This window comes from Pseudoalteromonas sp. 1_2015MBL_MicDiv (genome assembly GCF_002407505.1).
In the GTDB taxonomy this organism is placed as follows: Bacteria; Pseudomonadota; Gammaproteobacteria; order Enterobacterales; family Alteromonadaceae; genus Pseudoalteromonas; species Pseudoalteromonas fuliginea.
The window spans coordinates 3909458-3934991 of the sequence record NZ_CP012737.1 but is presented as its reverse complement, the minus strand read 5'-3'; the positions used below and the strand labels follow the sequence as shown (position 1 = coordinate 3934991).

The 25534-nt window shown below is 35.5% G+C and carries 19 protein-coding genes and 1 pseudogene; 14 read left to right on the top strand and 6 right to left on the bottom strand.

What is annotated here, in order from left to right:
• From AOR04_RS17515 to AOR04_RS17500, 4 genes are all read left to right on the top strand, one after another.
• A complete protein-coding gene (locus AOR04_RS17515) occupies positions 1-423 on the top strand; it encodes a F0F1 ATP synthase subunit epsilon (protein ID WP_007377666.1) in 423 nt (140 codons plus the stop codon).
• Positions 424-587: 164 nt separating this feature from the next.
• Entirely contained in the window at positions 588-2711 is a 2124-nt protein-coding gene (locus tag AOR04_RS17510; RefSeq protein WP_096794051.1) for a winged helix-turn-helix domain-containing protein, read from the top strand.
• Between the two features lie 1240 nt (positions 2712-3951).
• Positions 3952-4146 carry a hypothetical protein gene (locus AOR04_RS17505; protein ID WP_096794050.1) on the top strand — a complete coding sequence of 65 codons (195 nt, stop codon included), beginning with the start codon at positions 3952-3954 and terminating at the stop codon, positions 4144-4146.
• A gap of 164 nt (positions 4147-4310) precedes the next feature.
• Positions 4311-4655, top strand: a complete 345-nt coding sequence (locus AOR04_RS17500) for a hypothetical protein (protein ID WP_157770562.1) — start codon at positions 4311-4313, stop codon at positions 4653-4655.
• A gap of 401 nt (positions 4656-5056) precedes the next feature.
• Here the strand turns inward: AOR04_RS17500 and AOR04_RS17495 are convergent.
• A protein-coding gene (locus AOR04_RS17495; RefSeq protein ID WP_096794048.1) for an IS3 family transposase occupies positions 5057-6099 on the bottom strand; the annotation gives its coding sequence in 2 pieces (ribosomal slippage) (positions 5057-5847 and positions 5847-6099; 1044 coding nt in all).
• 406 nt (positions 6100-6505) lie between these two features.
• Positions 6506-6634, bottom strand: a pseudogene (locus AOR04_RS22155) (hypothetical protein); the annotation flags it as partial.
• 359 nt (positions 6635-6993) lie between these two features.
• On the opposite strand from AOR04_RS22155, the gene AOR04_RS17490 reads away from it, so the two are divergent.
• The 10 genes from AOR04_RS17490 (at position 6994) to AOR04_RS17460 (ending at position 18367) form a co-directional block, all read left to right on the top strand.
• Positions 6994-7335 (top strand): hypothetical protein, encoded by a 342-nt coding sequence (locus AOR04_RS17490; RefSeq protein ID WP_096794047.1) that lies wholly within the window; start codon positions 6994-6996, stop codon positions 7333-7335.
• A gap of 2 nt (positions 7336-7337) precedes the next feature.
• A complete protein-coding gene (locus AOR04_RS17485) occupies positions 7338-8582 on the top strand; it encodes an HlyD family secretion protein (protein WP_096794046.1) in 1245 nt (414 codons plus the stop codon).
• On the top strand, positions 8582-10795 hold the full coding sequence (locus tag AOR04_RS17480; RefSeq protein ID WP_096794045.1) for a peptidase domain-containing ABC transporter: 2214 nt from the start codon (positions 8582-8584) through the stop codon (positions 10793-10795). The genes AOR04_RS17485 and AOR04_RS17480 overlap by 1 nt, the downstream gene beginning before the upstream one ends.
• A 4013-nt stretch (positions 10796-14808) precedes the next feature.
• On the top strand, positions 14809-14982 hold the full coding sequence (locus tag AOR04_RS21630) for a hypothetical protein (RefSeq protein WP_157770561.1): 174 nt from the start codon (positions 14809-14811) through the stop codon (positions 14980-14982).
• A 12-nt stretch (positions 14983-14994) separates the two neighbouring features.
• The gene (locus tag AOR04_RS17475) at positions 14995-15912 is read left to right on the top strand and encodes an ATP-grasp domain-containing protein (RefSeq protein ID WP_096794044.1); all 918 of its coding nucleotides are present in this window, start codon (positions 14995-14997) and stop codon (positions 15910-15912) included.
• Positions 15913-16169: 257 nt separating this feature from the next.
• Positions 16170-16358 (top strand): hypothetical protein, encoded by a 189-nt coding sequence (locus AOR04_RS17470; protein ID WP_096794043.1) that lies wholly within the window; start codon positions 16170-16172, stop codon positions 16356-16358.
• 114 nt (positions 16359-16472) lie between these two features.
• Complete coding sequence (locus AOR04_RS17465) at positions 16473-16655, top strand: hypothetical protein (RefSeq protein WP_096794042.1); 183 nt, start codon at positions 16473-16475, stop codon at positions 16653-16655.
• A 200-nt stretch (positions 16656-16855) separates the two neighbouring features.
• Positions 16856-16999 (top strand): hypothetical protein, encoded by a 144-nt coding sequence (locus tag AOR04_RS21625; RefSeq protein WP_157770560.1) that lies wholly within the window; start codon positions 16856-16858, stop codon positions 16997-16999.
• 10 nt (positions 17000-17009) lie between these two features.
• Positions 17010-17180, top strand: a complete 171-nt coding sequence (locus AOR04_RS21620; protein ID WP_157770559.1) for a hypothetical protein — start codon at positions 17010-17012, stop codon at positions 17178-17180.
• 146 nt (positions 17181-17326) lie between these two features.
• Complete coding sequence (locus AOR04_RS17460) at positions 17327-18367, top strand: IS481 family transposase (protein WP_096794041.1); 1041 nt, start codon at positions 17327-17329, stop codon at positions 18365-18367.
• Positions 18368-18400: 33 nt separating this feature from the next.
• Here AOR04_RS17460 and AOR04_RS17455 read toward each other — a convergent pair whose 3' ends face one another.
• The 4 genes from AOR04_RS17455 to AOR04_RS17440 form a co-directional block, all read right to left on the bottom strand.
• On the bottom strand, positions 18401-19024 hold the full coding sequence (locus AOR04_RS17455; RefSeq protein WP_232525491.1) for a hypothetical protein: 624 nt from the start codon (positions 19022-19024) through the stop codon (positions 18401-18403).
• Positions 19025-19272: 248 nt separating this feature from the next.
• Positions 19273-20631 (bottom strand): bifunctional UDP-N-acetylglucosamine diphosphorylase/glucosamine-1-phosphate N-acetyltransferase GlmU, encoded by a 1359-nt coding sequence (gene glmU / locus AOR04_RS17450; protein ID WP_096794040.1) that lies wholly within the window; start codon positions 20629-20631, stop codon positions 19273-19275.
• 216 nt (positions 20632-20847) lie between these two features.
• Positions 20848-23991 (bottom strand): lantibiotic dehydratase, encoded by a 3144-nt coding sequence (locus tag AOR04_RS17445; protein WP_096794039.1) that lies wholly within the window; start codon positions 23989-23991, stop codon positions 20848-20850.
• A 19-nt stretch (positions 23992-24010) separates the two neighbouring features.
• Entirely contained in the window at positions 24011-25228 is a 1218-nt protein-coding gene (locus tag AOR04_RS17440; protein ID WP_096794038.1) for a lanthionine synthetase C family protein, read from the bottom strand.
• Between the last annotated feature and the right edge of the window lie 306 nt (positions 25229-25534).

The window sequence follows — 25534 nt, the reverse complement described above, 5'->3', positions numbered from 1 at the left end:
ATGACAGCTATGACTGTACATCTTGACGTAGTAAGCGCTGAGCAGAGTTTGTTCTCTGGTCTTGTTGAATCGATTCAAGTATCTGGTAGTGAAGGCGAGCTGGGTGTAAACCTAGGCCATGCTCCATTACTAACTGCCCTTAAACCTGGTATGGTACGTTTAGTTAAGCAATTTGGTCACGAAGATGTGATATATGTTGCTGGCGGTACATTAGAAGTTCAACCAAATCACATCACGATTCTTGCAGATACTGCGGTTCGTGGTGAAGATTTAGATGAAGATTCTGTACAAAAAGCTAAACGTGAAGCTGAAGAACATATGGCGAATTCGTCAGCTGTTGAGTTTGATTATCAACAAGCGGCTACGCGACTGGCAGAAGCAGTTGCTCAGTTACGCGTAATTCAGCAATTACGTCACAAGTAAGCCTATCCGGTTTTAAAAAGCCCACTTTATGTGGGCTTTTTTGTGACTGTTCAGATGACATTACTTTATATAGCTGTTAATCTCTCGTTAATGTTTTCCCATTTGAAACAGTTTAAACATTTTTTATTCTCAAGCTGTGATATGGATGTTGGGTTATAACAATTATGAAAGAAGTAAATTTCCCCCGTAGTGTCAAAGAAATCAAGTTTGGTGCGTGGAGCCTTAATCCAAAACTTCAAATAATTTCTGATGGTGAAGTAGAAAGAGAATTGGAGCCTCTTCTTTTTAAAATCTTATGTTATTTGATCATAAATAAAGACGAGATTATTACCCGTCAAGATCTTGTTGATGATGTTTGGTGCCAACACTATGTTGATGACAACGCAATTAACCGAGCAATGTCAGAACTTAGAAAAGTCCTAAAATCTGAAATTCAACGCGGTTTAGTAGTAAAAACACACTACAGAAAGGGCTATAGTTTTTTTTTAGAGCCGGAAGTTATTTACTATGAAGACGAATCTTTGGCTTTGGGCCAAGTTAGCGCATTAAAAGAAACACCTAATAAAAAACAAAAAAAGTTAATAGTGCTAATAGCCATGTTAATTTTAGGATTTTTTAGTAGTATCTTCATGCTTCAAAGCATACTAAATCAAAATGGCAATAAACAAAAAGATACGTTATCAAAGGTTGAAACAAAAAGCTCAAAGATTGTAGAGAAAAAATTTAACGAAGAAACGCTTTCTTGGCTACAGGGAGTGTATAGTCGAATGATACTTTCCCCAGACAGCTCAACTGTCGCACTTTCATTCCTTGAAGAAGATCAATCATATTCAGCACTTTTATTAAAAAACTTAAATACCGGGCAAGAGAGAAAAATCTCAGAAGTAAACGCTAATATATTCCCAGCAGGTTGGTCAATTGATAGCGAACGTGCAATTTATAGTTTAGAAACTGAAGGTAAATGTGAGCTGTGGGAGGTTGGTTTAACAGGTAATGCTGATAGTAAATTTTTATTCGAGTGTGAGCCTTCGCATCAAGTAAACGCTTTAAGTTTAGCTAACAACTCTTATATTTACTCAAAATATGGTTACAGGAAGCGTTCAGAATTGTCAGCCCTTGTTAATCGAAACTTAAGCACAGGTGATGAGTTTCAAATAAGTTCGCCAAACTTAAATTCGTATGGAGATAAGCTTCTCTACTTTATAAAAAGTAAAAACAAAATTATATTTGAAAGACACCAATTTAATTCTAGTGAATTATATATGACGGATTTGGAAGGTGGCGCACAAATAAAACTATACGAGACTAAGAGTAGAATATGGTCAATTAATTACCAAAATGAAACAGATTCATTGTTGTGGTATGACAATAAAGAAGAGATTTTTTACGAATACTCATTAAGAAATAATCGTTTAGAAAGTAAGACAAAAGTGGATAGTGAAAGTGTTTACTCAGTAACCTATCCAATTGATAATAAAAATATTTTAGGGCTTACTTACCCTTTTTCTCATAATATTTACAGGTTCGATTTAACTTCTAAAAACTTTGAACGTGTATCAAAGCTAGAAAGTGGCTTTGCAAATATAGTTGGAGAAAATGTTGTTTTTTTAAGTAGGGATGGGGGATTAATTAAGTTAAATACAGTATTCAAAGACGGTAAGGTCACGTCTAAAAAGGTAAATTTAAGATATAAGGACTTTAAAATATCTTCTGATTCCCAAGAAGCCCTTGGTATTAATAAAAATGAAATAGAAATACTCAGATATGAAGATTTATCGGTTAAAGATGTCATTACCCCAAAAGGTAATTTAATCTCGGTTAATTATTTGCAAGAAAATAATATTGGCTATATTGTACAAGGTGAAATTACTACGAATAGTACTGCTTATATTTTTAACAGGAGCAACTCTAATAGTATATTGTTGCCAGTAAAAAATGCTGTGTGGTTTGGCCAGTTACTTGATAATAAACTCGTTTTTTTGAATAATCTAGATATGTTGATATTTTTCGATTTATCTACAGGGGAGCAAACAAAAGGTTTTAAAGTTAAACAATCAGCTTATAAACACTCTTTATCAATAAGTCAAAATAAACTTTATCACTCAACGGGGAAAGCTGTTTACGAATATGATTTTTCTGAAGGCATTAAAGTTATTCCTAAAAAAGTATATGAAGTTAATAAGACCGAAGAACTCATTTTAAATGTTAATTCTTCGAGTACAGTAAATACCCTATCATTAGAAGTATCAGAGTTAGTGAATAATGAACTTGTGAGGTTATCACTATAGAAAAAATAAATTACTGTTTTGTAAGGTGAGCGCTATATATCAAAATTAGTACGACTTAAATTTGATTGGTTTTTCCAAAGAAAACTCCTTTGTATCTTTATATGTAATAACTTAATTGGCTGTGACTTTGTGCGTTTTCTATAGAACACATACTTGTTACTTAAAACACAAAAGTTGACTGAACAGATTGGTGCTTAATTTAATCTTGCTGTTTATTTCTGGATAAAATCAATTTTATTTAATATCTTTAACTTTTGAGTTACTCGCTAATCTAATTTCTTTTAATTGCAAAAAGTTAAGGTTTAATATTAGACTAAAGCCCGAAAAATTCTATTCAAACTTAACGCAGTATTTTTTGCATTTAATTTGAGGTTTTAATGCTAGAAAATGTGGCATTACTTAGGATGTAAGTTTACTGCGTTTTGGTAACTGCGAATTCAAGTCTATAATGTACAACTAGCTAAATTAAGTCACACACTCTAAGTGTATTTCAGATAACTTCAGTTGTTTGTAATAAAGTTATTTCCCTAGACTCTAGTTCTGTCACGTTGCTCTTGCATAATCTATTTGTCCATTACTGTGCTTAATTTTATACCTCTGCTAATGTACTGCCGGAGCAATCCATTAAGCTTTAGACTCAAACTTTGTTCTCATGATGATAAAGGTTGCCGAAGTAAATATTTGCTTTGAGAATGCGCAACCGCGTACAGATAATATTATTACGGCGGGCCTCAATATTTATAGTGCTTTGAATGACTTTCAAGCACTTTCTAACTTCTCTATGACTGAAACCCTAGCGTAAGTAGGGAGCTATTCGGTATCCCTCGAAAAACTGCTTGTAACGCATGATAATTCTTATTTTTTCTTGGCAAGTATCATCAACGATTAGTTTTTTTTTCAGCGTTTAAGCATGAGTAGTACGGTTATTAGAGTAATTCGGAAGCTATATAAATTTAAAGGGATATGCCCAAAGTATGGCGGTACTTTGGGCTACATGTGCGAGAAATGCAAATGCAATAAGGAAACTAAATACTATCGCTCATTTAAAAATAAAACAAGTTTTATCTTATGCCAACCTTTTCACTTGCTAATGTTTATAATTTAATTAATTTCAACAGCTTAAGTCTAATTGTTATGCTGTTAAATAATAATTAATAATTACATTTTTTTATATTTTTAGGATAAATTAATTCGTGTTCACGAAAAACGATAACAAATACTAATAATAGGATTAATATTTATGAAAATTGTATTAAAGAAAAAAAACTTAAAAGTACTAAAATCAAAAGAGTTGAATGCAGGAAATCTTATAGCATTAGATCAAACTAAGATGATAAACGGTGCAACAGGGATAACGATTGTAAGACCGACTATGACTGATTCTCCTGTTGATATGTTATCTTCTGTTTCTCGTTTATCTGATTTAATAAAGTAAGGGGGGGTTTGTTAATAGTCAATCTATATACTGCAATTTCATTTTCCGCTATTTTTAATATAAATACTCCCGAGCTTCAGGAGTATTTATATTCCAGAGAGTCAGGGAATATTAGTGAAGTTTATGTCAAAAACGGGGATCTCGTTAATAAAAAGGACCTATTAATGGCGTATGATAATTATGAGTCAAAAAAGTATGTTTACTCTACCTTAAAGGGCAATGTCATATATGGGTCAAGGTTAGAAAAAGGTGATTTTTTTTATAAGGGGGAGCTACTTTTTAAAATTAAAAACGAAGAATTTTACGGTGTACTTTCCCTTAGTGATAAAGATTTAGATAGCATTACCTCTATAAAGCGAGGGAGCTATTTATGTTCAGACGCATATGACTTTCGTTTTAAGGTGGTAAAGGTAGAAAATTTATCTGTTTTAGTCTCAATTAAGTTTTTAGATGAGAATTCAGGCATGAAAAATAAGGGGGTTAATGAAGCTTTTTACAGCTGCAATTAGTTTTGCAGATACTATTTGGTTTTCAAGAGAGTAAGCGTTCACCGTAACCATTTAAGCTTATTTAGGTCGACTAGTCTGGACTTTTTAGTTAAGAAGTTCCCTCTCCACTGATAAACTTTTATTTGCTAAATGTACTTGTTCTAATTAGTTTTACTTTGTATAAGTGGCTGAATATTTTAATAAAAAATCTGGTTGGCTTATTTACTAAATTCTCAAAGTTATACTTCAAACTATCTAAAAAGCATTTTATAGTAGTATATATTTACATACCCACGTCACCCTTTCTTAAGGTGTATTTAACAACAACTTGTGGAATTGCTGGCTTATGCTGTGAACTACTCACCCAACCTATGACCACAGAAAGTTATAGCCTTTGTTAATATCCGGTAATCCCCCCATTTTTAATGGAGGCTATCTGTAGAATTTCCGTTGTTTAACTTTTCCAGTTTTTGTATGGGTGTTATGCCACCTATACCCATGTTAGGGCGTTGATTATTATAAGTCCATAACCAATCGGTTGCTTTATCTTGTAACTCGCTAATATCACTGTAAATATAATGACTTAGCCAGTCATACCTAACCGTGCGATTAAACCGCTCTACATAAGCATTTTGTTGCGGGTTACCTGGTTGAATAAATCGTAATTCAATATTATTATTTAACGCCCACTCTGCTAATTTATGGCTAATATATTCAGGCCCATTGTCACACCTGATAGCTTTTGGCTTACCACGCCATTCTATAATTTGATTGAGTGAGCGGATAACACGCTCAGCGGGGAGTGATAAGTCAGCATCTATTGTGAGTCCTTCGCGATTGAAATCATCAATCACATTGAACAAGCGACACCCTCTGCCATCAGATAATTGGTCGTGCATAAAATCCATTGACCAACATTCGTTAATGGCCTCAGGGACAGCCAATGGTTCAGGCTTCTCCCTTGTTAGGCGTTTTCTAGGCTTTATTCGCAGATTCAGCTCAAGCTCACGGTAAATACGATAAACACGCTTATGATTCCATGTGTAGCCTTTAACATTGCGTAAATATAAAAAACATAAACCGAATCCCCAATTACGCTGACATGTTTCACTTATCATGAAAGTACGACAGGCTAAGACAATACTCATTTTATTTGTGCTAACGACTTCATGAGCCAAGACTTTGCGCTCAGAAGCCTTTACCACTTTTTTGCCATTGCCTCTTGAATGACCTCAGATTTTAGCCGCTCTTCAGCATACATTTTCTTTAAACGGCGATTTTCATCTTCAAGCTCTTTCATTCGTGTCATTAAAGGCGCATCCATGCCGCCGTATTTAGCGCGCCATTTATAAAAGGTTGAGTTGCCCATACCATGTTCACGGCATAGCTCAGGGATCGGCACGCCGTTTTCGGCTTGTTTTAAAATGGCAAGGATTTGACTGTCTGTAAAATGTGCTTTTTTCATAATTTTCTCCTGTCTTTACAATAAGAGAAAATTCCATATTTGGCTTCTATTATTTCTTGGGAGAATTACCGCTTGTGTTTAAATAGTTACCTTAAACTACTTCGCATACTTTCAAATAGTCATCGCATACGTCTGTAAAACCTTAAAGTATATGTTGATAAAGTTGCGTCGTACTTCCCCAAAAGGACAAGCCTACATGGCTTTGACCTAAAATCGCTAAAAACTAAATGATCGAACTAGAAGGATATTAAACTATTTAACTCCTAATGATATTATTTAAAACATGTTGCACTGACCACCTGATATCACCCTGACCTTAGTTAGTATTACTTTTTGAATTCGTGATTTAGCGTTTTTTCATCTATTTTTACTTACCCCGTTCAAATTCATCCAAAGTAATCCCTTGCTACTTAGTAATTGCTTTATATTTCCATCTGTAAAGTGAATTGTTGGTGACGCGAAGAGGCTTAGCAGCTTTTACAGTACTGTAGCCTCGCTCTTTTATTATTAAAATAGCTTTATCTTTAAAAGCTTCTGGGTAGCTTTTGTATTACTTTTTTAACTTATATTTTTTCTTTAATTTATTGGCATTAATGCCAATAAATGAAGCGTCCAATTAAATTAGACCCAAACAACTATTGAGATGAGACTTCTTTATGTATTCCTTTCGAAATTTATATCCGTAAATATGTTTATCATATTAGCAAAGCAAACCTAGTCACTATTACTAGCTTATTTTAAAATAACTTTTTATCTTAAGTGACTGAAAAAAAATAATTTTTTAAATTATCCTTACATTTGCTAAATGAATAATTATCTGTGAATATAAATTCCATCGAATCAGAGGGCGGCAATAAAAACCCTCTTTAAAAGTTAAATAATTTGGAGTTTACTATGACGCTTAATGAATATTTTAGTAGTTACTATGCATTAATCTGCGATGGTAGCTTAGATGATCTAGAGGATTATTTTTGTTCTGGCTCCCCTTTATTTAATGCAACTAAGCAACAGTTTGAAACACTAAGAAAGCAATTTGATTTTAAGTTTACTTTGCAAAATGTTGCATTAATTGCAAAGCAAGACGACTTATTAGTTGTAAGGGATGTAGTTAATTTTAAAGCAGAGATAGATGGTAAAGCTATAGATAAAGTGTCGAGCAATTTACATTCGCTAGTAAAAGAGTCAGGTGAATGGAAATTACATTGTAGTACACCACTACCTGAGGCAATGGCGTAAATATGTCTGATTTATTTCGTAAAGAAGCGATTGACCATCAAGGACAAAAACTTGATGGGGAAGTAACTATAGCAACTCATATGTCTTTTAAATGGATCCTGGGTTTAATTTTAGGAATTGTTGTTGTTGGCTTTACATATCTTGTATTAGGTGAATACCACCGAAAAGAAGTTGTTTCCGGTTATTTGCGGCCAACAACAGGGCTATCTAAAGTCTACCCTTTAACAACCGGTGTTATTGATGAAATTTTTGTTGAAGAAGGGGATCATGTCGCAAAAGGGCAGTTATTAGCACGGATACGCATAGAAAGGTTACTGGCCTCAGGCAACGACATTAATGATGTGATTGTGAGTGAGTTAACCAAGCAAAAGCAATTTTTAAATGAAAACTTACAAAATCAAAAGTTATTAGCTGAAGTGAGTCTTGAAAAATTAGAATCTCAAATAGCGAGTACGACTTTTCAGGTGGAGCAGGCCCAAAAACAGCTGACATTATTAGAAAAACGAGTTGTTTTGAGTAAGAAGAGAGTTGCTGATACGGAGTCGCTCATAGAAAAACAATTTGCTTCTAATGCTGATTTAGAGACGGTAAAAGATAATTATTTTGCGATTCAGCAACAAGCAGAAGATTTAGAAGCGCGTTTACTCACGCAAAAAGAGTTACTCAGTCAGTACCAGTTTGAATTAATACAAATGCCGATGAATCAACAAGAGATTGAATCACAGCTACGTTCTCAATTAGCTAATATAAATCAGCAGATTAGCCAAGCTGAATCACAAGGTAGTTATGATGTTCGTAGCCAGCGTAGTGGACGCATTAGTAACTTGTTGGTTAAACCTGGAATGATGGCGCAATCAAATTACCCATTGATGGCTGTTTTACCAGAGGACACAAAATTAGAAGCCGTTCTTTTTGTACCCACAAGAGCATATGGATTTGTGCAGAAAGGACAAGGTACACGCATTCGTTATCAAGCATTTCCGTACCAACGCTTTGGTATATATGACGGAGTAATAAAAAGTGTATCTAAATCAATACTTTTACCAAATGAGACTGCTTTACCCGTGTCGCTTCAAGAGCCTATGTACCAGGTGGTAGTTGAGCTAACAAATCAAAATGCGCAAGCTTATGGGGCTTCAGTTCCTTTACAAGCAGGCATGTTACTAGAGGCCGACATTATGGTAGATAGTCGTTCGCTGTTTGAGTGGTTATTTGAGCCAATATATAGCATTAAGGGAGCAGTATAATGGAAAACCCAATGCATTTATTAAGATTTAGTGGAGTAAAAAGACTTCCAGTAATCTTACAAACAGAAGCAGCTGAATGTGGATTAGCAAGTATTGCAATGGTTGCTGCGTATTATGGATATAAAACTGACTTAACAAGTTTACGTCAAGAGCATGAAATATCTTTGAAAGGTGCCAACCTTGAAGAGCTGATGCAAATAGCAGATAAGTTGAAGCTGAGTTCTCGTGCTTTAAGATTAGATTTAGATCATTTATCGCAGCTTAAAACTCCCTGCATTTTACACTGGGATATGAATCATTTTGTAGTACTTAAAAAGGTAACTAAAAAGTCAATTGAGATACACGATCCGGGTTTAGGTGAACGCAAATATACAATGGAAGAGTTTTCTAAACACTTCACGGGTGTTGCATTGGAATTGAGCCCAACAGAAGAGTTTAAGTCAGAAGATTCACGTGTAAATTTAAAGTTATCTGATTTTTGGAGCAAGGTCACAGGTTTAAAGTCAACGTTAGGTAAAGTGTTTGTTTTATCACTATTACTGCAAGCATTTGCAATAGCGAGCCCTTACTACATGCAGCTTGTAGTTGATGAAGTGATTTTAAGCTACGACCAAAATCTACTCGCTATTTTAGCAATTGGATTTGGCTTGTTGATGGGAATAGAAATGGTCACGGGAGCTGTACGGAGTGTTTTATTATTGCACTTTGGTAATTTAATGAGCATACAGCTTGGTGCCAATCTATTTCATCATTTAATCAGATTACCATTACAGTATTTTGAAAAACGGCATATAGGTGATGTCGTCTCTCGGTTCGGCTCACTGCAACAAGTAAAGGAGTTACTTACTAAAGGAGTAATAGAGGCGGTTATCGATGGTGTGATGGCTATCGCAACACTTATTATGATTTTTTTATACAGCCCAAAGCTCAGCGTCATCGTTTTAATAGCGATAGCCATTTATGCCGTGTTTAGAATTGCAATGTATCGTCCACTTCGTCAAATGTCAGAAGAGGTAATAGTAAACCAAGCCAAAGAGCAATCGAACTTTATGGAAACCGTTAGAGGTATCCAAACGATTAAACTGTTTGGGCGAGAAGTTCAAAGACAAAGTGTATGGCATAACAAGTATGCAGACAGTTTGAACTCAGGAATACGTGTAGGACACTTAAACATAGGCTACGAAGCATTTAATAAAATTATCTTTGGTCTTGAAAATGTTCTAGTTATTTACTTTGCAGCCATGCTGGTCATGGAAGGTGATTTAACGGTCGGTATGTTGTTTGCCTTTATGGCTTATAAACGCCAATTTGTAGAAAAAATGGCGAGCTTAATCGAAAAAATAATCGAATTTAAAATGCTTAGCCTTCATTTTAACCGCCTAGCTGATATTTCTTTAACTGAGAAAGAGCAAAATATTCAAGGCAAAATGAGTGGTAAGAAAATCAGTGGCAACATAGAGCTTAAAGGCATTAATTACCGATACAACAAAAAAGAAGCACCGGTATTTAAACACTTAGACCTATCAATTAAAGCCGGAGAGTCAGTCGCCATTATTGGCCCGTCGGGTTGCGGTAAAACCACACTTGCAAAGTTAATGCTTGGATTGTTTGAACCCGACGAAGGAAAGATTGAAGTAGACGGTGTTGATATTAGACAGCTAGGACTTGGTCAATATAGAACGCAGATTGCAGCTGTAATGCAGGACGACCAGCTTCTATCAGGCTCAATAGCTGACAATATATCGTTTTTTGACCCAGAGCTCGATATGCAACAAGTTGAATGGGCGGCTAAAATTGCAGCTATAGATAACGATATTTTACAAATGACAATGGGCTACAACACACTTGTTGGTGATATGGGAGCTGCGTTATCGGGCGGGCAAATACAGCGTTTATTACTTGCAAGAGCTTTGTACAGAAAACCTAAAATTCTGTTTATGGATGAAGCAACAAGTAATTTAGATACAAAGCTAGAGTTTTCGGTAAACGAAGCAGTAAAAAACCTAGATGTGACACGTATTATTATTGCACACAGGCCTGAAACAATAGCCAGTGCAGATAGAGTTATAGAGCTTAGGTATGGTGAAGCAATAGAAGTAGATAAGCCTGATTTAGGTTCAAGAACTAAAGCTATAAAGAAAATAAATAGCTTAAATATTGAAAATGAAGAGTTTATAGATACAAGTTCAGATGGCAGTTTTTTAATAAGTTAATTAATAAAAAAGGAGAAATAAATGAAAGAGTTAAATGTTGTTCAATTAGAGAAAATAAATGGTGGTTGTGATGTAGCAGTAGATAGATCTCCACCTACTTTTATAGAGATTATTTTAGACCTCATTGCTAGATAAAAATGAAAATAATGAAGAATATAAATGGAGCTCAAATAAACAACGTCAATGGTGGTATGTCTATAAATCCAGCCTTTATTGGCCTTGCAATATTTATATTATAAAAAATTATGCTTCGATTGTAGCGTAGATAAATTAAAGCGTTGGAGATTAAAAGTGAAATTATTAAATTGTACAGAAAGCTTAGAAGCAACAGGTGGTGCAGTTTCTACTGGAAGCAGACCAGTAATATGTGGCCCTATTGAAATACCAAAATCTAATCAGACTTACTAAAACACAATAAACTTAAAATAGGAAAATATCATGAATGAATTGAACATAATGCAAGTGAAAGAAGCTAATGGTGGCATTGTAGATGGTGGTTGTGTAATTGGACCTAAAGTCCCAACTATTCCAAAGATTTTTCAATAGGAGAGGTATATGAAAACATTAAATATAGTTCAGTTGGAAGTAGTGAGTGGTGGTGTTTCAACGGTTTATCATGAGGGTGCATGGCTGCAAGCCATTAGATATCTAATGAATCAACTTAAATAATATAAATAGGTAGCCAATAAAAATGAAAGAATTAAATACGCATCAAGTAGAGCAAGTTAATGGCGGTAACCCACTAGCAATAATGTTTCTAGCTGGTTTGGCAGGTGGTTATATTTACGAAAAACTTCAATAATAAGGAATAAAGATGCAAGAACTTAACGCAGTACAGTTAGAAGAAGTGAATGGTGGTAATGCACTTTGGGCAGCATTTAAAGCTGGTTGGGAACTAGGGCGTTTAATCGCGAAGTAATAATACTAATTGAAAAGGATATAAAAATGAAAGAATTAAATACGCATCAAGTAGAGCAAGTTAATGGCGGTAACCCACTAGCAATAATGTTTCTAGCTGGTTTGGCAGGTGGTTATATTTACGAAAAACTTCAATAATAAGGAATAAAGATGCAAGAACTTAACGCAGTACAGTTAGAAGAAGTGAATGGTGGTAATGCACTTTGGGCAGCATTTAAAGCTGGTTGGGAACTAGGGCGTTTAATCGCGAAGTAATAACACTAATTGAAAAGGATATAAGAATGAAAGAATTAAATACGCATCAAGTAGAGCAAGTTAATGGCGGTAACCCACTAGCAATAATGTTTCTAGCTGGTTTGGCAGGTGGTTATATTTACGAAAAACTTCAATAATAAGGAATAAAGATGCAAGAACTTAACGCAGTACAGTTAGAAGAAGTGAATGGTGGTAATGCACTTTGGGCAGCATTTAAAGCTGGTTGGGAACTAGGGCGTTTAATCGCGAAGTAATAATACTAATTGAAAAGGATATAAGAATGAAAGAATTAAATACGCATCAAGTAGAGCAAGTTAATGGCGGTAACCCACTAGCAATAATGTTTCTAGCTGGTTTGGCAGGTGGTTATATTTACGAAAAACTTCAATAATAAGGAATAAAGATGCAAGAACTTAACGCAGTACAGTTAGAAGAAGTGAATGGTGGTAATGCACTTTGGGCAGCATTTAAAGCTGGTTGGGAACTAGGGCGTTTAATCGCGAAGTAATAATACTAATTGAAAAGGATATAAAAATGAAAGAATTAAATACGCATCAAGTAGAGCAAGTTAATGGCGGTAACCCACTAGCAATAATGTTTCTAGCTGGTTTGGCAGGTGGTTATATTTACGAAAAACTTCAATAATAAGGAATAAAGATGCAAGAACTTAACGCAGTACAGTTAGAAGAAGTGAATGGTGGTAATGCACTTTGGGCAGCATTTAAAGCTGGTTGGGAACTAGGGCGTTTAATCGCGAAGTAATAACACTAATTGAAAAGGATATAAGAATGAAAGAATTAAATACGCATCAAGTAGAGCAAGTTAATGGCGGTAACCCACTAGCAATAATGTTTCTAGCTGGTTTGGCAGGTGGTTATATTTACGAAAAACTTCAATAATAAGGAATAAAGATGCAAGAACTTAACGCAGTACAGTTAGAAGAAGTGAATGGTGGTAATGCACTTTGGGCAGCATTTAAAGCTGGTTGGGAACTAGGGCGTTTAATCGCGAAGTAATAACACTAATTGAAAAGGATATAAGAATGAAAGAATTAAATACGCATCAAGTAGAGCAAGTTAATGGCGGTAACCCACTAGCAATAATGTTTCTAGCTGGTTTGGCAGGTGGTTATATTTACGAAAAACTTCAATAATAAGGAATAAAGATGCAAGAATTAAACAAAAGTGAAGATCAAGTGGTAGGTGGTACAGTTGCGTTATTAGTAATTGGAGGCCCTGTAATGGGTAGTATAGTTCATTACGTAGTACAAAAATAATTTTAAGAGGTATAAAAATGAAAGATTTAAATAAAGACGAAATTTTAGTTGTAAATGGCGGAAAGTCAGTGATAGAGAAAGTTTGGGATAAAATTCAGGAACTCTTAAAATGAAAGAACTAAATACAGTGCAATTAGAAGAAGTAAATGGCGGAAAGTCAGTTATAGGGAAAATTTGGGATAAAATTCAGGATCTCTTAAAATGAAAACTTTAGATAAAAAAGAAGTATTAAAAATTAACGGTGGCGCTAAAAGTTTAGCGGATAAAATCGACGAAATTTTTAATAAAATGGTTGGTATTTTTGAAACCGAAAAATAGTATTACCCCTCTTGGCGGAGAAGTAATATTAACTTATTGCGAGAAATAAGATGAATAAGGAGCAGATATGCTCCTTTTTTTTGCCATCAAAAACTGCGAGCTTTAATATACAACAAAGGGCAGGTAATCCCCCCCATTTTTAACGACGACCAGCAGTTGAGTTTTTCAAGTTTTTTATTGGTGTTATATCATCTAAGCCCTGGTATGGTAATAGTCCCATAAGTTAATTATTATTTAACCTTGTTTAGGTAATGTGATATCCAAGCTTTGGCTGCAATCAAAGCCTTTTATACAGTGGTTCGATTGAGCTTAGACTCTTCTATTGAGAGACCGTTAACAAGTAATAACGCTGTATAAATTCCAAGTATTAAACTCTGATTACTAATGGACTCTCAAGCTAAATAGCTGAGCTTATTGCCGGCGCTTACTATTGCTTATCTATTGTGCTTTAAATTGTTAGGGGCTTTCATCACCAGGTTACTATAGCTTCCTATCAGGGTAATAATTTACTAGGCCATGCTCTTCTATAGTTATCATATTGGTTACTTCGGTTTTTCGTTGGTAAGCGGACATACATTTACATTTTGAGCCAGTGATTGTCGATTTATTTATAAAATAGATCCTTTTTATGGTGATATATTAAGTCACCCCTTACTAAATAACTTAAGATGACAGAGTAATTCAAAACCTTTCCCTTTAGCAGGTATTTTTAGCACTTTATTGATATTGCGGTTTTTATTCTAAGCTTGATTCAATATGTGATTTTACTGCTAATTACTAATCAAGACTTTAAATAATAGTTTTAATGAGAATCCCAGTTGAATTTGCCGATTAAGTTTTCGATAAAACCCTTTTACGAATCATGCTTATACCTATAAAAAAGCGTTTACTTTATTCATGAATAGTCATTTCCTGAACTTTAAACATTGCTACTCATAGTTGAAACGGCCCCGCTCAATTCACCAACTAATTAAACAATATGCAGCGCTTACAAACCACGCTATTTCATATTTAGAGCATAAAATGAAATTATAATAAAATAACATTTAAATATAAAGTGTTGATTTACATTGCTTTATGTTTTTTTTTGGTTTTTTGCAATCTTTAAAAAATAAACTCATTATTAATCCCGTCGAAAACATTGAGCGACATGAATTTGAATTCTAAACCAGTAATTGGCTGATTTAATATGCATATTTGAAAGCGTAGTTGTTGCAGCCAAAAATAATAAAATAGGAATAACAAAATGGCTAAGTACTTCCAATCAGAATATGAATTAGAGCGTTTTTTAGATAAGCAAATTGCAGCCGACTGTATTGACAGTTATTTGGATTCAGACGGTGTTATAAGTAATAGCTGCCAAATATTTAATATCGCGGAAAGCGACATAAGTAATTTAGATTATTACACACTTAACTAATAGGGTTTATAAATGGCTTATATTGTTATTGGGCAGTCACATGATGAGCATGCCCAGCAAATACTTGAAAAGTTAAAAATGCGTGGTGTTGAAGCATACTTACTGCAAACACATGACTTTCCAAAAAAAATAAAGTTTAGTTTTTCACCTAATGATGGCAATGGCAGTTTAACTTTAAGATGCGGCACGCTGATTAATTTAAGTGATATTAAAGCCGTGTTTTGGCGTAGCTTTTCGGGTGTGTCCGATGAGGAGACTCGAGCCACTTATATGACTGAGCAGGGTATTGCAGCAAAGGATAGCATGGCCTGTTTAAGAACATGGTTTTACTTAGACAATGGCACTAAGTGGGTTAATGGCTGGGAGGCTTTTCAGCATCATCAAGAAAAACCCTATCAATTACAAAAAATAAAAAATTTGGGCGTTAAAATTCCACAAACCTATGTTGGTAACAACATAGAAGATATAAAGTTTGCATATAAAAATTTAGAGCAAAGTATTTTTAAGCCTGTTTTCGGTGGCGCGCATACTGAAATGTTAACAGAGTCTCACTTAGAAACAGAAAGAGTAGAAGCAGCATTGGCTAAATCACCCATTACAGTACAAGAGTTTATTGCTGGGACAAATATACGAACTTATGTAGTTGGTAAGCGTGTTATCTCCATTGAGCTTAAAAGCGACATGGCTGATTTTAGAGAAGATGATGATGCAAAGCTGATAGTGATTGATACACCTGAGTTAATAAAGAGCCAAGCAAAGCATATTGCTGAAGAGTTATACCTTAATTGGACTGCTATAGACTGGCGTAGGAACGAAAGCGGTGAGTATTATTTTTTAGAAGCAAACCCTTCTCCCATGTTTATTGGTTTTGAAAAGCAATCAGGTATTCCAATGTCTGATTATATAGTTGATTACATGTTAGAACATTAATAATTGATAAAAAGGAAATATATATGAAAGAGTTAAGTATTGTTCAACTAAAAAATGTAAATGGTGGCCTAGGTTGGGACGAAAATGGTAATTGGGTCGACTGTTTGGGTCAAGTTATTAGAACTTTAACCCGGTAATCATGTAAGTAGCTAAACACAAATATTAGTTTTTTACTGTTATGTGAATTCTTGGCGGGGTATCACATAATAAAAACTGGCAATAATGCCATCAATGAGAAAGTAAATAAGGAAAAGAAAATGCACCCATTTTCATTAGAAAAAACACAAGAAGAGCAAGTTGTAGGTGGCGTTGTTGCCTCTAAAGTTACTTATTTTGGCGGTTGTACAGAGGATGGCGGTGGGATCAATCCTACAGACCCAATTACAATGGCTATCCCTGAAGATGGCAACGACCCTCGCCCATTTCCACCTGAAGAGTGGATGTAAGTAAAAACTGTATAGTTAAAGACAAGCTTTAACGTTACGTGAGTTCTTGGCGGAGTATCACGTAATAAAAACGGCAATAATGCCATCAATGAGAAAGTAAATAAGGAAAAGAAAATGCACCCATTTTCATTAGAAAAATCACAAGAAGAGCAAGTTGTTGGCGGTAAAGGTGATGTTAATTTTACTCTAAGCCTTAAGGAGGATGGAGGCCCTGGAGTCCCTGGTGGGCCGATCACTATGGCGATCCCTGAAGACGGTAACGATCCACGTCCATTTCCACCTGAAGAATGGATGTAATTTTCTTACTTATGGGTGTAGTAATACCCGTATAAAGCAAAGTTAAAATTCACTTTTATTAATACTTAAAGGTAAAAACATGATTGAGTTACAAAATAAAGAAATGATAGCAAATATTTTTGGTGGAGTGTATATGGATGAAAATGGTAATGGTTGTATTCCACCATTTATTGTTATTCAGCTGTAACCGGTGACAACGTATGAAATTGAATAAAAGAAAACTTAAACAGTTACAAGAGTTCAATGTAATTGATATTAAAATGACAGACAAAGTTGTAGGTGGTTTTTGCCCCCCAACAGTTATTACTTGTAGCCCTGAAACCATCAATAAATTAGAAATGTAAGGAAAATATTATGAATATTAAAATGAATAAAAAAGCTATTAAAAACCTTTCTCAACAAGGCCGTAGTGCTAATGTTGCTACTAAAGAAGTTGCGGGAGGTGCACGTTATCCGGTTGAGCAACCAACAGGTAATATGTTTACTCTAAATTCTTGTGGTATTGTTTGTATCTCAGAAATGTAAGACATTCCACTGCACTTCAAACCTAGACAGTAGTAAGTTGTATTAGTTCAGACAAGATCTGACAATTCAACTTGAAAAAGTGAGAGTTACCCGTTTTGATAAAGGTGTCGAATCTTTAAATCAAAACAAACAAAAAGGTAACTCTCATGTTGCATACTAACAATCCAATCATAAAACACAAAGCTGGTTTACTTAACCTTGCCGAAGAACTAGGCAATGTATCAAGAGCCTGTAAAGTCATGGGCGTATCACGAGATACATTTTATCGTTATCAAGAACTCGTTAATGAAGGTGGTATTGATGCATTAATCGAAAAGAACCGCCGTACACCAAATATAAAGAATCGCGTTGACGAAGAAACAGAGCAAGCCGTCATTAACTATGCAGTTGACTATCCTGCTCACGGTCAACATAGAACCAGCAATGAGCTTCGTAAGTTAGGCGTGTTTGTCTCAGGTAGTGGTGTTCGTTCAATCTGGTTGCGTCACGATTTAGAAAACTTCAAAAAACGATTGAAAGCATTGGAAAACAAAGTCGTTAATGAAGGCATTATTTTATCTGACGCTCAAGTTGCTGCGCTAGAAAAGAAAAAACATGACGATGAAGCCTGTGGTGAAATTGAAACAGCGCATCCCGGTTATCTTGGCTCACAAGACACATTTTATGTTGGTAACCTTAAAGGTGTTGGTCGTATCTATCAACAAACCTTTGTGGATACCTACAGTAAAGTCGCCTTTGCGAAGCTCTACACAACGAAAACGCCAATTATAGCGGCTGACATGCTCAATGATAAAGTATTGCCTTATTTCGAAGGTCATAAGTTACCTATGCTTAGAATATTAACTGACCGAGGAACTGAGTATTGTGGGCGAGTTGAGCATCATGATTATCAGCTATATTTGGCAATTAACGACATCGACCATACAAAAACGAAAGCAATGTCCCCGCAAACAAATGGTATCTGTGAGCGTTTCCATAAGACGATTTTAAACGAGTTCTATCAAATCACATTCCGCAAAAAGTTGTACGATTCAATGGAAGAACTACAAAAAGATCTGGACGAATGGATGGATTACTACAACAATGATCGGACTCATCAAGGAAAAGTATGTTGCGGTCGAACACCACTTGAAACATTACTGGATGGAAAAACGGTTTGGGCAGAAAAGAATTTAGCTCAAATCTAAACTAACAGTCACCATTAGAAAAATGGGTAACTGTCAGATCAAGTCTGAGCTAGTACAGGCAGTAAAAGCTATACCTACACTGACAACAATAAGGAGAGGTATTGCAGCAGTAGTAACAATAATGGCCCCAGCAAAAGCGGTTGCAAAATAAGTAACTGCAAATGTTGTAGCTATAGCAGCTCCAACAACTGCCATATCGACAGCTATACCTGCGACTAAGTCATGCCATGTTTTTTGATCATTTAAAAACAAATCTACACTGTGGAATGTAACTGAAATTAATAAACTAACTACAAAGCCTCCTTTCATTGCTTTAGAGGCTTCTAGCTTGCCTACGCCGATAGTAAAAAGCCTAGGATTACTTGCTAAATAATGAGTTCCAGTTAAATGAGCTCTGATACCAGGGTAAGAAGTGATTATAATAGCGGGGGAGCCATTATATATTTTGATTTTAAACTTACCAAACGTATTACCTTGGCGCTTCATTACTTCTGCAATAATGACTAAAGCTTTAATATCATCAAATAGAGGATATAGACCAGCCCCTGCTTTCAAAGGATCTTTAATTCGTTTCCATTTACTTGATAGTGAATTATGCTCTTCCAGTAACTCATCAAGCCAATCAACCACTTCTGAACGAGATTTACCTTGCTTCATCTTTACAGAGATAATGTAGTCTACAAACTCTCTGAGTTCATTTGAATAAGAGTGTGGTTATTACCTGATAGAATGCTTTTTATTTGGCTTTGACGTTGCCTTTCGGCAATAGCACGGCGAGCATGAGCTGACATATAACACTTCCTTGAGTATATTTTTTAATCCGTTAACCATAAGTTTAAATAATAGTCAAAATATAAGCAATAAAAAAGCGAGTATATAACTCGCCTTAAAAAGGTGTTGGCTTATTATTTTTTAACTGGGCGTTTCCAACCTGTTAAATTACGCTGTTTAGAGCGTGCTATTGCTAATTGGTCATCTTCAACGGTACTGGTGATCACAGAGCCTGCACCAATTGTTGCAGTTGCACCTATATTTACTGGGGCAACAAGTGATGAATTAGAACCAATAAAAGCATTATCGCCAATAATAGTTTTTGATTTATTAACACCATCGTAGTTACAGGTAATAGTACCCGCGCCAATATTCACTTTTTCGCCAATTTCAGCATCACCTAAGTAACTTAAGTGGTTGGCTTTTGAGCCTTTGCCTAAACGGGTTTTTTTCATCTCAACAAAGTTACCAATGTGTGAGTCTTCTTCCATTACAGCGCCTGGGCGAAGCCGAGCATAAGGACCCAACGTACACTTATCTGCAACTGTGGCATCTTCAATCAGCGTATTAGCTTTAATAATAACGTTATCGCCTATGGTACAGTTTTTAAGGACACAGTTAGGGCCAATTTGTACATTGCTACCAAGGGTTACATTACCTTCAAAAATAACGTTTATATCAATAAGTACATCTTCACCGGTGGTAACTGTTCCACGCACATCAATACGAGCAGGATCAGCAAGTGTTGCACCATTTAACATTAACTCTTGCGCTTGCCATGCTTGGTAAGCGCGCTCAAGACCAGCAAGTTGTACGCGGTTATTTGCGCCCTCAACTTCCATTGCATGATCTGGCTGAGCTGAAGTAATTTCTACACCTTCACTGTGCGCCATTGCAACGATATCTGTTAAGTAGTACTCGCCTTGTGCATTATTGTTAGATAAGTTACCCAACCATGTTTTTAATAGCTTACCGTTAACAGCCATAATGCCTGTATTTACTTCGTTAATAAGTAACTGCTCTGAGCTTGCATCTTTTTGCTCAACAATACCGACTAACTTACCACCGGCACGAAGCATTCGACCATAGCCATTTGGGTTTACCAAATTTACCGTTAATACCGCTAAACCATTTTTAGGTGTTGCGGCTAATAAACGCTCTAGTGTTGATTGTTTTGTTAGCGGTACATCACCGTATAAAATCAATACTGTGTCTTCATCGTTAATATGAGAGTTGGCTTGCGCTACTGCGTGGCCAGTACCGAGTTGTTCTGCTTGGAGTACCCAATTTACATCGTTATCGGCAAGTTGTTGTTGTAATAGTTCGCCGCCATGTCCATAAACTAAGTTTGTAGTCGTTGCACCTAATGCCATCACATTATCAATAACGTGCTGTACCATTGGTTTACCTGCAACTTTGTGCAAAACTTTAGGTAGAGCAGAGCGCATGCGAGTACCTTTACCCGCAGCAAGAATAACAGTTGTTAGAGCCATTAAAACAATTTCCTTTTTTCGTTGTTTTAGCTAAATAAGTCTTATGTTTGTGCAGAAGATTACGTAAATCACTTCTTGTGCAAATACTCAGTAGGTTAGTTTATTAGTACTGAATCTTGACTGAAAAACACACTTAATTGAATAGCGTTATTGTAGCGAGGATTGGTAAAATATATAAGCGCGTTTAAAGGTATTACAACTTTAAACGCGCTTTTTTTATTTAGCTTTACCTGTAGAAAAGTATTTTCTCCTTAGCAAATCATGTATTAAAAACTCTTGCTCTCTTCCATATGCTTTAAATATACGGTTATTATGCATGTGTAAAAGTGAGCCTAAAAGTGAATCTCGTGTACAGTTAAGCTTATTTTCTTTAATGAGCTTAACTAAGGCTTTAACAATTGGCTCAGCGTTATTTTGCCATTCTTTAAGTAATTTAAAAATAAACTTTTGCGTTTCATCAAGGCCATCTGTATCAACAGTATTTAGCTTAATGAAGTCGTCATTTAACTGATCTTGATACTCTCGAAAACGGCTACCTAACTGCTTACGTAAAATACTATTTTCGTTAAACTCATTACCAAAACCATCTCGTAAACGGCTAATCAAACTTAAACGCTCATCATCCGTGTAATTAAATAGATTGAGTAACTTATGTGTATAATTTAATGCTATTCGCCAACGTATATCTTCACCGTGGTCGTCGACTAGTAAACATGCGTTTGTAATTAACTCACTATCATACATAAATAAAGATTCAGCCAAGGCTATGGACTCAGGCCCACCATAGCGCTCAACTTCTCGCTCATATGTCATTAGCTCTACTTTATGTAATTCACCGCTTTCGATCATTGGATCAAGTAGGTTATTTAATAAAGGTAGTAACTCACCACATAATATATTAGGCTTTCCATGAAAACGAACTCTAATATGCCAGTCTGGATCTGAGTATCTAATAAAAAACCACTTGTTATAAAGGTTTTTGTTTGACTCAATGAGTGGAAGTAACTTCTCACACAGAAGTTGTTCAACTAAAGAATTACCGCTATAAATTTTTAAACTGAGCCACTCAGAACCAGCACTAAACCTTCTTTTAATTGGCTTGGCCGATATATTTGCAAGTGGCTCACCTACAAAGTGCTTATGTACTTTTGCCGCTGTATTTCTAAAAGGTACTATTACTTCATTATTATAATGATGCCCTTGTTCATCTTTTACACGTGAGGAAAAACTAGAAGATAAAACCTCCTTTAATTCAACCTTGGTTTGTCCTTTAGTCTCTGCTAGTAAAATTTCAAACATGTCTGAGTTTCGCAAGTCCAATTGCAAAATATTATCAAACATTGCATAACAAACTTGCGGGTCTAATTGGAAGGTAGCTAAGAGAGTATTGAGCTTATCCATATTAAGCTGGCCATCAATTAACACTTCTTGTAGATATTTTCTATCGATGCGCCATGTTTTTTCACTAAGCACTAAATTATCTAACATTATCCGTGGTACAAAACTATCTCTGGTTGTACTTTGCGGCATAGAAAACTGAGGTACTCGCCCATCTTGATGTTGCAGCATGCATAAAAATTTATATGCACTAAGGCTGCGCGAAGAATAATTGTGTGCACATGACAAGCGCGGAACAATTTGTTTATTTAATCGCTTACTCCAGAGCTTAACCTGATGGCCTTCAACCCAAACATATAAATCACTTAAATGAATTTGATATTCGTCATTTAGGCTGCTGTCAGCCATAAATACAATCTCGTATTCACGTAAATGCGGACGAGCAATAACGTTACCGGGTCGCCCTTCTGGCATATGTACAACTTCAGCAAAAATAACATCTGGAGAATGCGCCTGTTCTAGCCTTAACTCTTCCCTCACTGCATTTTTTAAACTTTCATCTAAATGACAAAAACGGCCTAATAAATTTGCTGATGATGGCCCATAGCAGCCATTAAACTTAATTATAGGATTGTGTTTATCATCTTCGTACAAACTTAGCATTGCAGCAAAAGAGCTGGGATAATATTTTAGTGCGTCAGTATTTGTCGCTTTAACTTTGAGTTCTTTACTTTTTAGAGCAATACAGTTTTTATTGCGATTTTTTGGTAAACTAATTGCTTCTTCAATAATTGCATCAATTAGACTCACACCTGCCGGAGTATTGACAATACCGCCAGCCCGAGCGAAGTGTAAGCCGGCAACCAAAGGTGCTTCATAGCCTGTTTCATTTGAAATACCAATCCCTGTTTCATCATCTAAAATGACATCAAGTGCTACAAACTGCCCTTCAAAACGAGCATTAAATTGGTTAATAAACGGGGATAAAGGATTGCTTCTTTCGTTCAAGCTCAAACCAGACAGTAGCTCAAGTTGCTTTTGCAAGCGGTTAATTTCTATTTCGCTTAAATAACAAGTACTGTAGTTGCGATATATATCAGCTTGAAACAGCTTATTTTCTTGTGCTTTTATTGGCAATTTATCTAAATGTGTAAGTAATTGCTTGTATGGTGCAATGCTTCCTAAGTTATCTTCATCTAGATGATCTATTTTTACCAAAACTGTAGCAAGATGATCAGCGTAAATATTTTCTTTAAGATTTTGAATAGACTTTAATAAAGCATAATCTGGAGAATCTCCAGTTAATGGCAATGGTATATCAGCTATTAAAATGCCTTCATCTATTAAATCTTGAATGTATGACTCTACATCTTCTTTATCGGCATCTATATATTGCTCACAAAAAGCCTTACATAAGTTATTAAAGCTAATCCCGGTACTTGCTAAATTTAAAGCAAATTTAAAATATTCGTCACTTTCCACCGCGCTTAAACGATATTGCATACTATCATCGAAGAGGTAAGCTTCTATGTAACGACACTGCTCCGCGATGAAATAATGAGAGGGATTTGGTTTATATTTTAGTGTGTCAGATTTCGAGGTATGCTTGATAAAATAGTCTTTAAGCTCATTTAGGTAAAACATGTCTAAACGAGTCTTTCGGCTATCTTTTTTATAATCCCCACAGATTAAATCTGTAACCGAAGTGATCTCACCTTTACTTACACCCGAAAATAAACCGAACGGTGTTGCTCTTGAACACATCCGGATCATATATTTTATTAAAGCGTGTGATACCTTTTTACCTTGCTTAGTGTCTGGTTTTTCACGCCATAGATTTATGCGTTCTAATAACGAGGGGCTAGCTAAATAAAGTGCTTCTTGAACACCATACATAGCTAACCAGCTTTCAAGTATTTTATTAGTATCAGCATTCGCATTATTAAACTGTAGAAGTTGTTCGTTACTTAACCGTGGTGCACGTACAACAAAGAATGGAGCATTTTTTATTTTATTAGTCATTCCAATTTCCTTTTGTATTTTAATCAATTAGCAAACTATCGGCCCAACCAAACTCACCATTTAAAAGACTTATAATTACTAGCCCAATTCCTGAATACCCCATTAAGAGACTGAAATCCTCTTCATAACCGCCTTCATCACCTTTATAACTGTAAAAGCTGCTAACTCCATTATCTTCATATTGCTCTAAAGCAAAACTTAGCCAATAGTTAATTGCTGCTTGTAAATCTGGGTGTGGAGATAGTTTATTTAACAAGCTAAATATCATTATTAACCCAAAGTAACCGTGGCAAATCCCCGCATCCTTGACGTAACCAGAAATTTCATCACGCTTGGCTGCGTGACGAGCGATACCTAGTGCTCTTTCAACATAATGAGGCATATTTAAAGCGACCCCTGCGCGCATAAGAGTCAAAGCAATTGTTAAGTCACCATAACACCAACCTAAACGGGAATCTCCCCCATCACCAGCACAACTGCCAAAACAAGCGTTACTACTTAAATTACAGTTTTGATTAGTCAATAGCCAATCACAACTGCCTAACAATAACTTACGCGCTCTTGCCTTTAGTTTGGGTATATATAGGACAGGAACTAAAGCAGCAATAATACCTGGCACACCATGGGCTAAGCCTAAATTATACTCAGGTAAGTTTTCATCATTTTGATTAAACCTATAAGCCGACTTATAGGGTTGAGACCAAGTAATGTTTCCATTATCAAAGTAAGTGGCTGTTTGCTCAAAAGCTCTAACGATAATACTGTAAAGTCTTGTTTGATCAGTAAAACGGGCACGTCTTGCTGTATAAGGTGTGTAACCTGCTAGACCTAGTATTGTTTCAATCTCACCAAGCCAAACATCATTCTGAGACAAACTATTAGCAAATAGAATATCTATACTTTCAAGAAGCTCGCTATCGTAATCAGCTTTATTTGATTGATTTAAAAACTCCAACAACCATGCCTGCCCAGCTAATCCCGAACTAAACTCCAAGGACTGCTTAGCTAACTGAGCCTGTAAAAGCTCCATTTTTTCATTTAGGAGTGAATCACCGACACAAATATCCTCAAACTTACCTGCATTGTATAAAAACAAGATGTAACCAGCCAGCCCATTTAATAGCCCATTACCACTCTCTTTTTTTATTATCTCTTCTGATATTTTTTGAGTTATTTCTTTGAGGATACCCCTCATCACATCGCTTTGCGCATTTCCAACCAACCCATTGATTATCATGGAATTCCTTTCTATCAACATCTTTAAATTTTAAATAATCATAATTTCATATTAACATTAAAAGTACAAATGTTAATGTTTTACATTGCATGTTTAACTTAGTGTGGTGTAATAACGTACTACTATGTTACTAAGCTATAAATTAGAAATGAAATTACATAAAAAGAATATTAAAAGCTTATCCTCAGGCATGCAGCTCGTACCAAATGAGATTACACCATTGATAGTTGGTGGGGCTATCAATGAAGGCCACCATAGGTCGCTGTATGAAAGATATAATTTACAAGTAGACTTAAGTTATCAAAA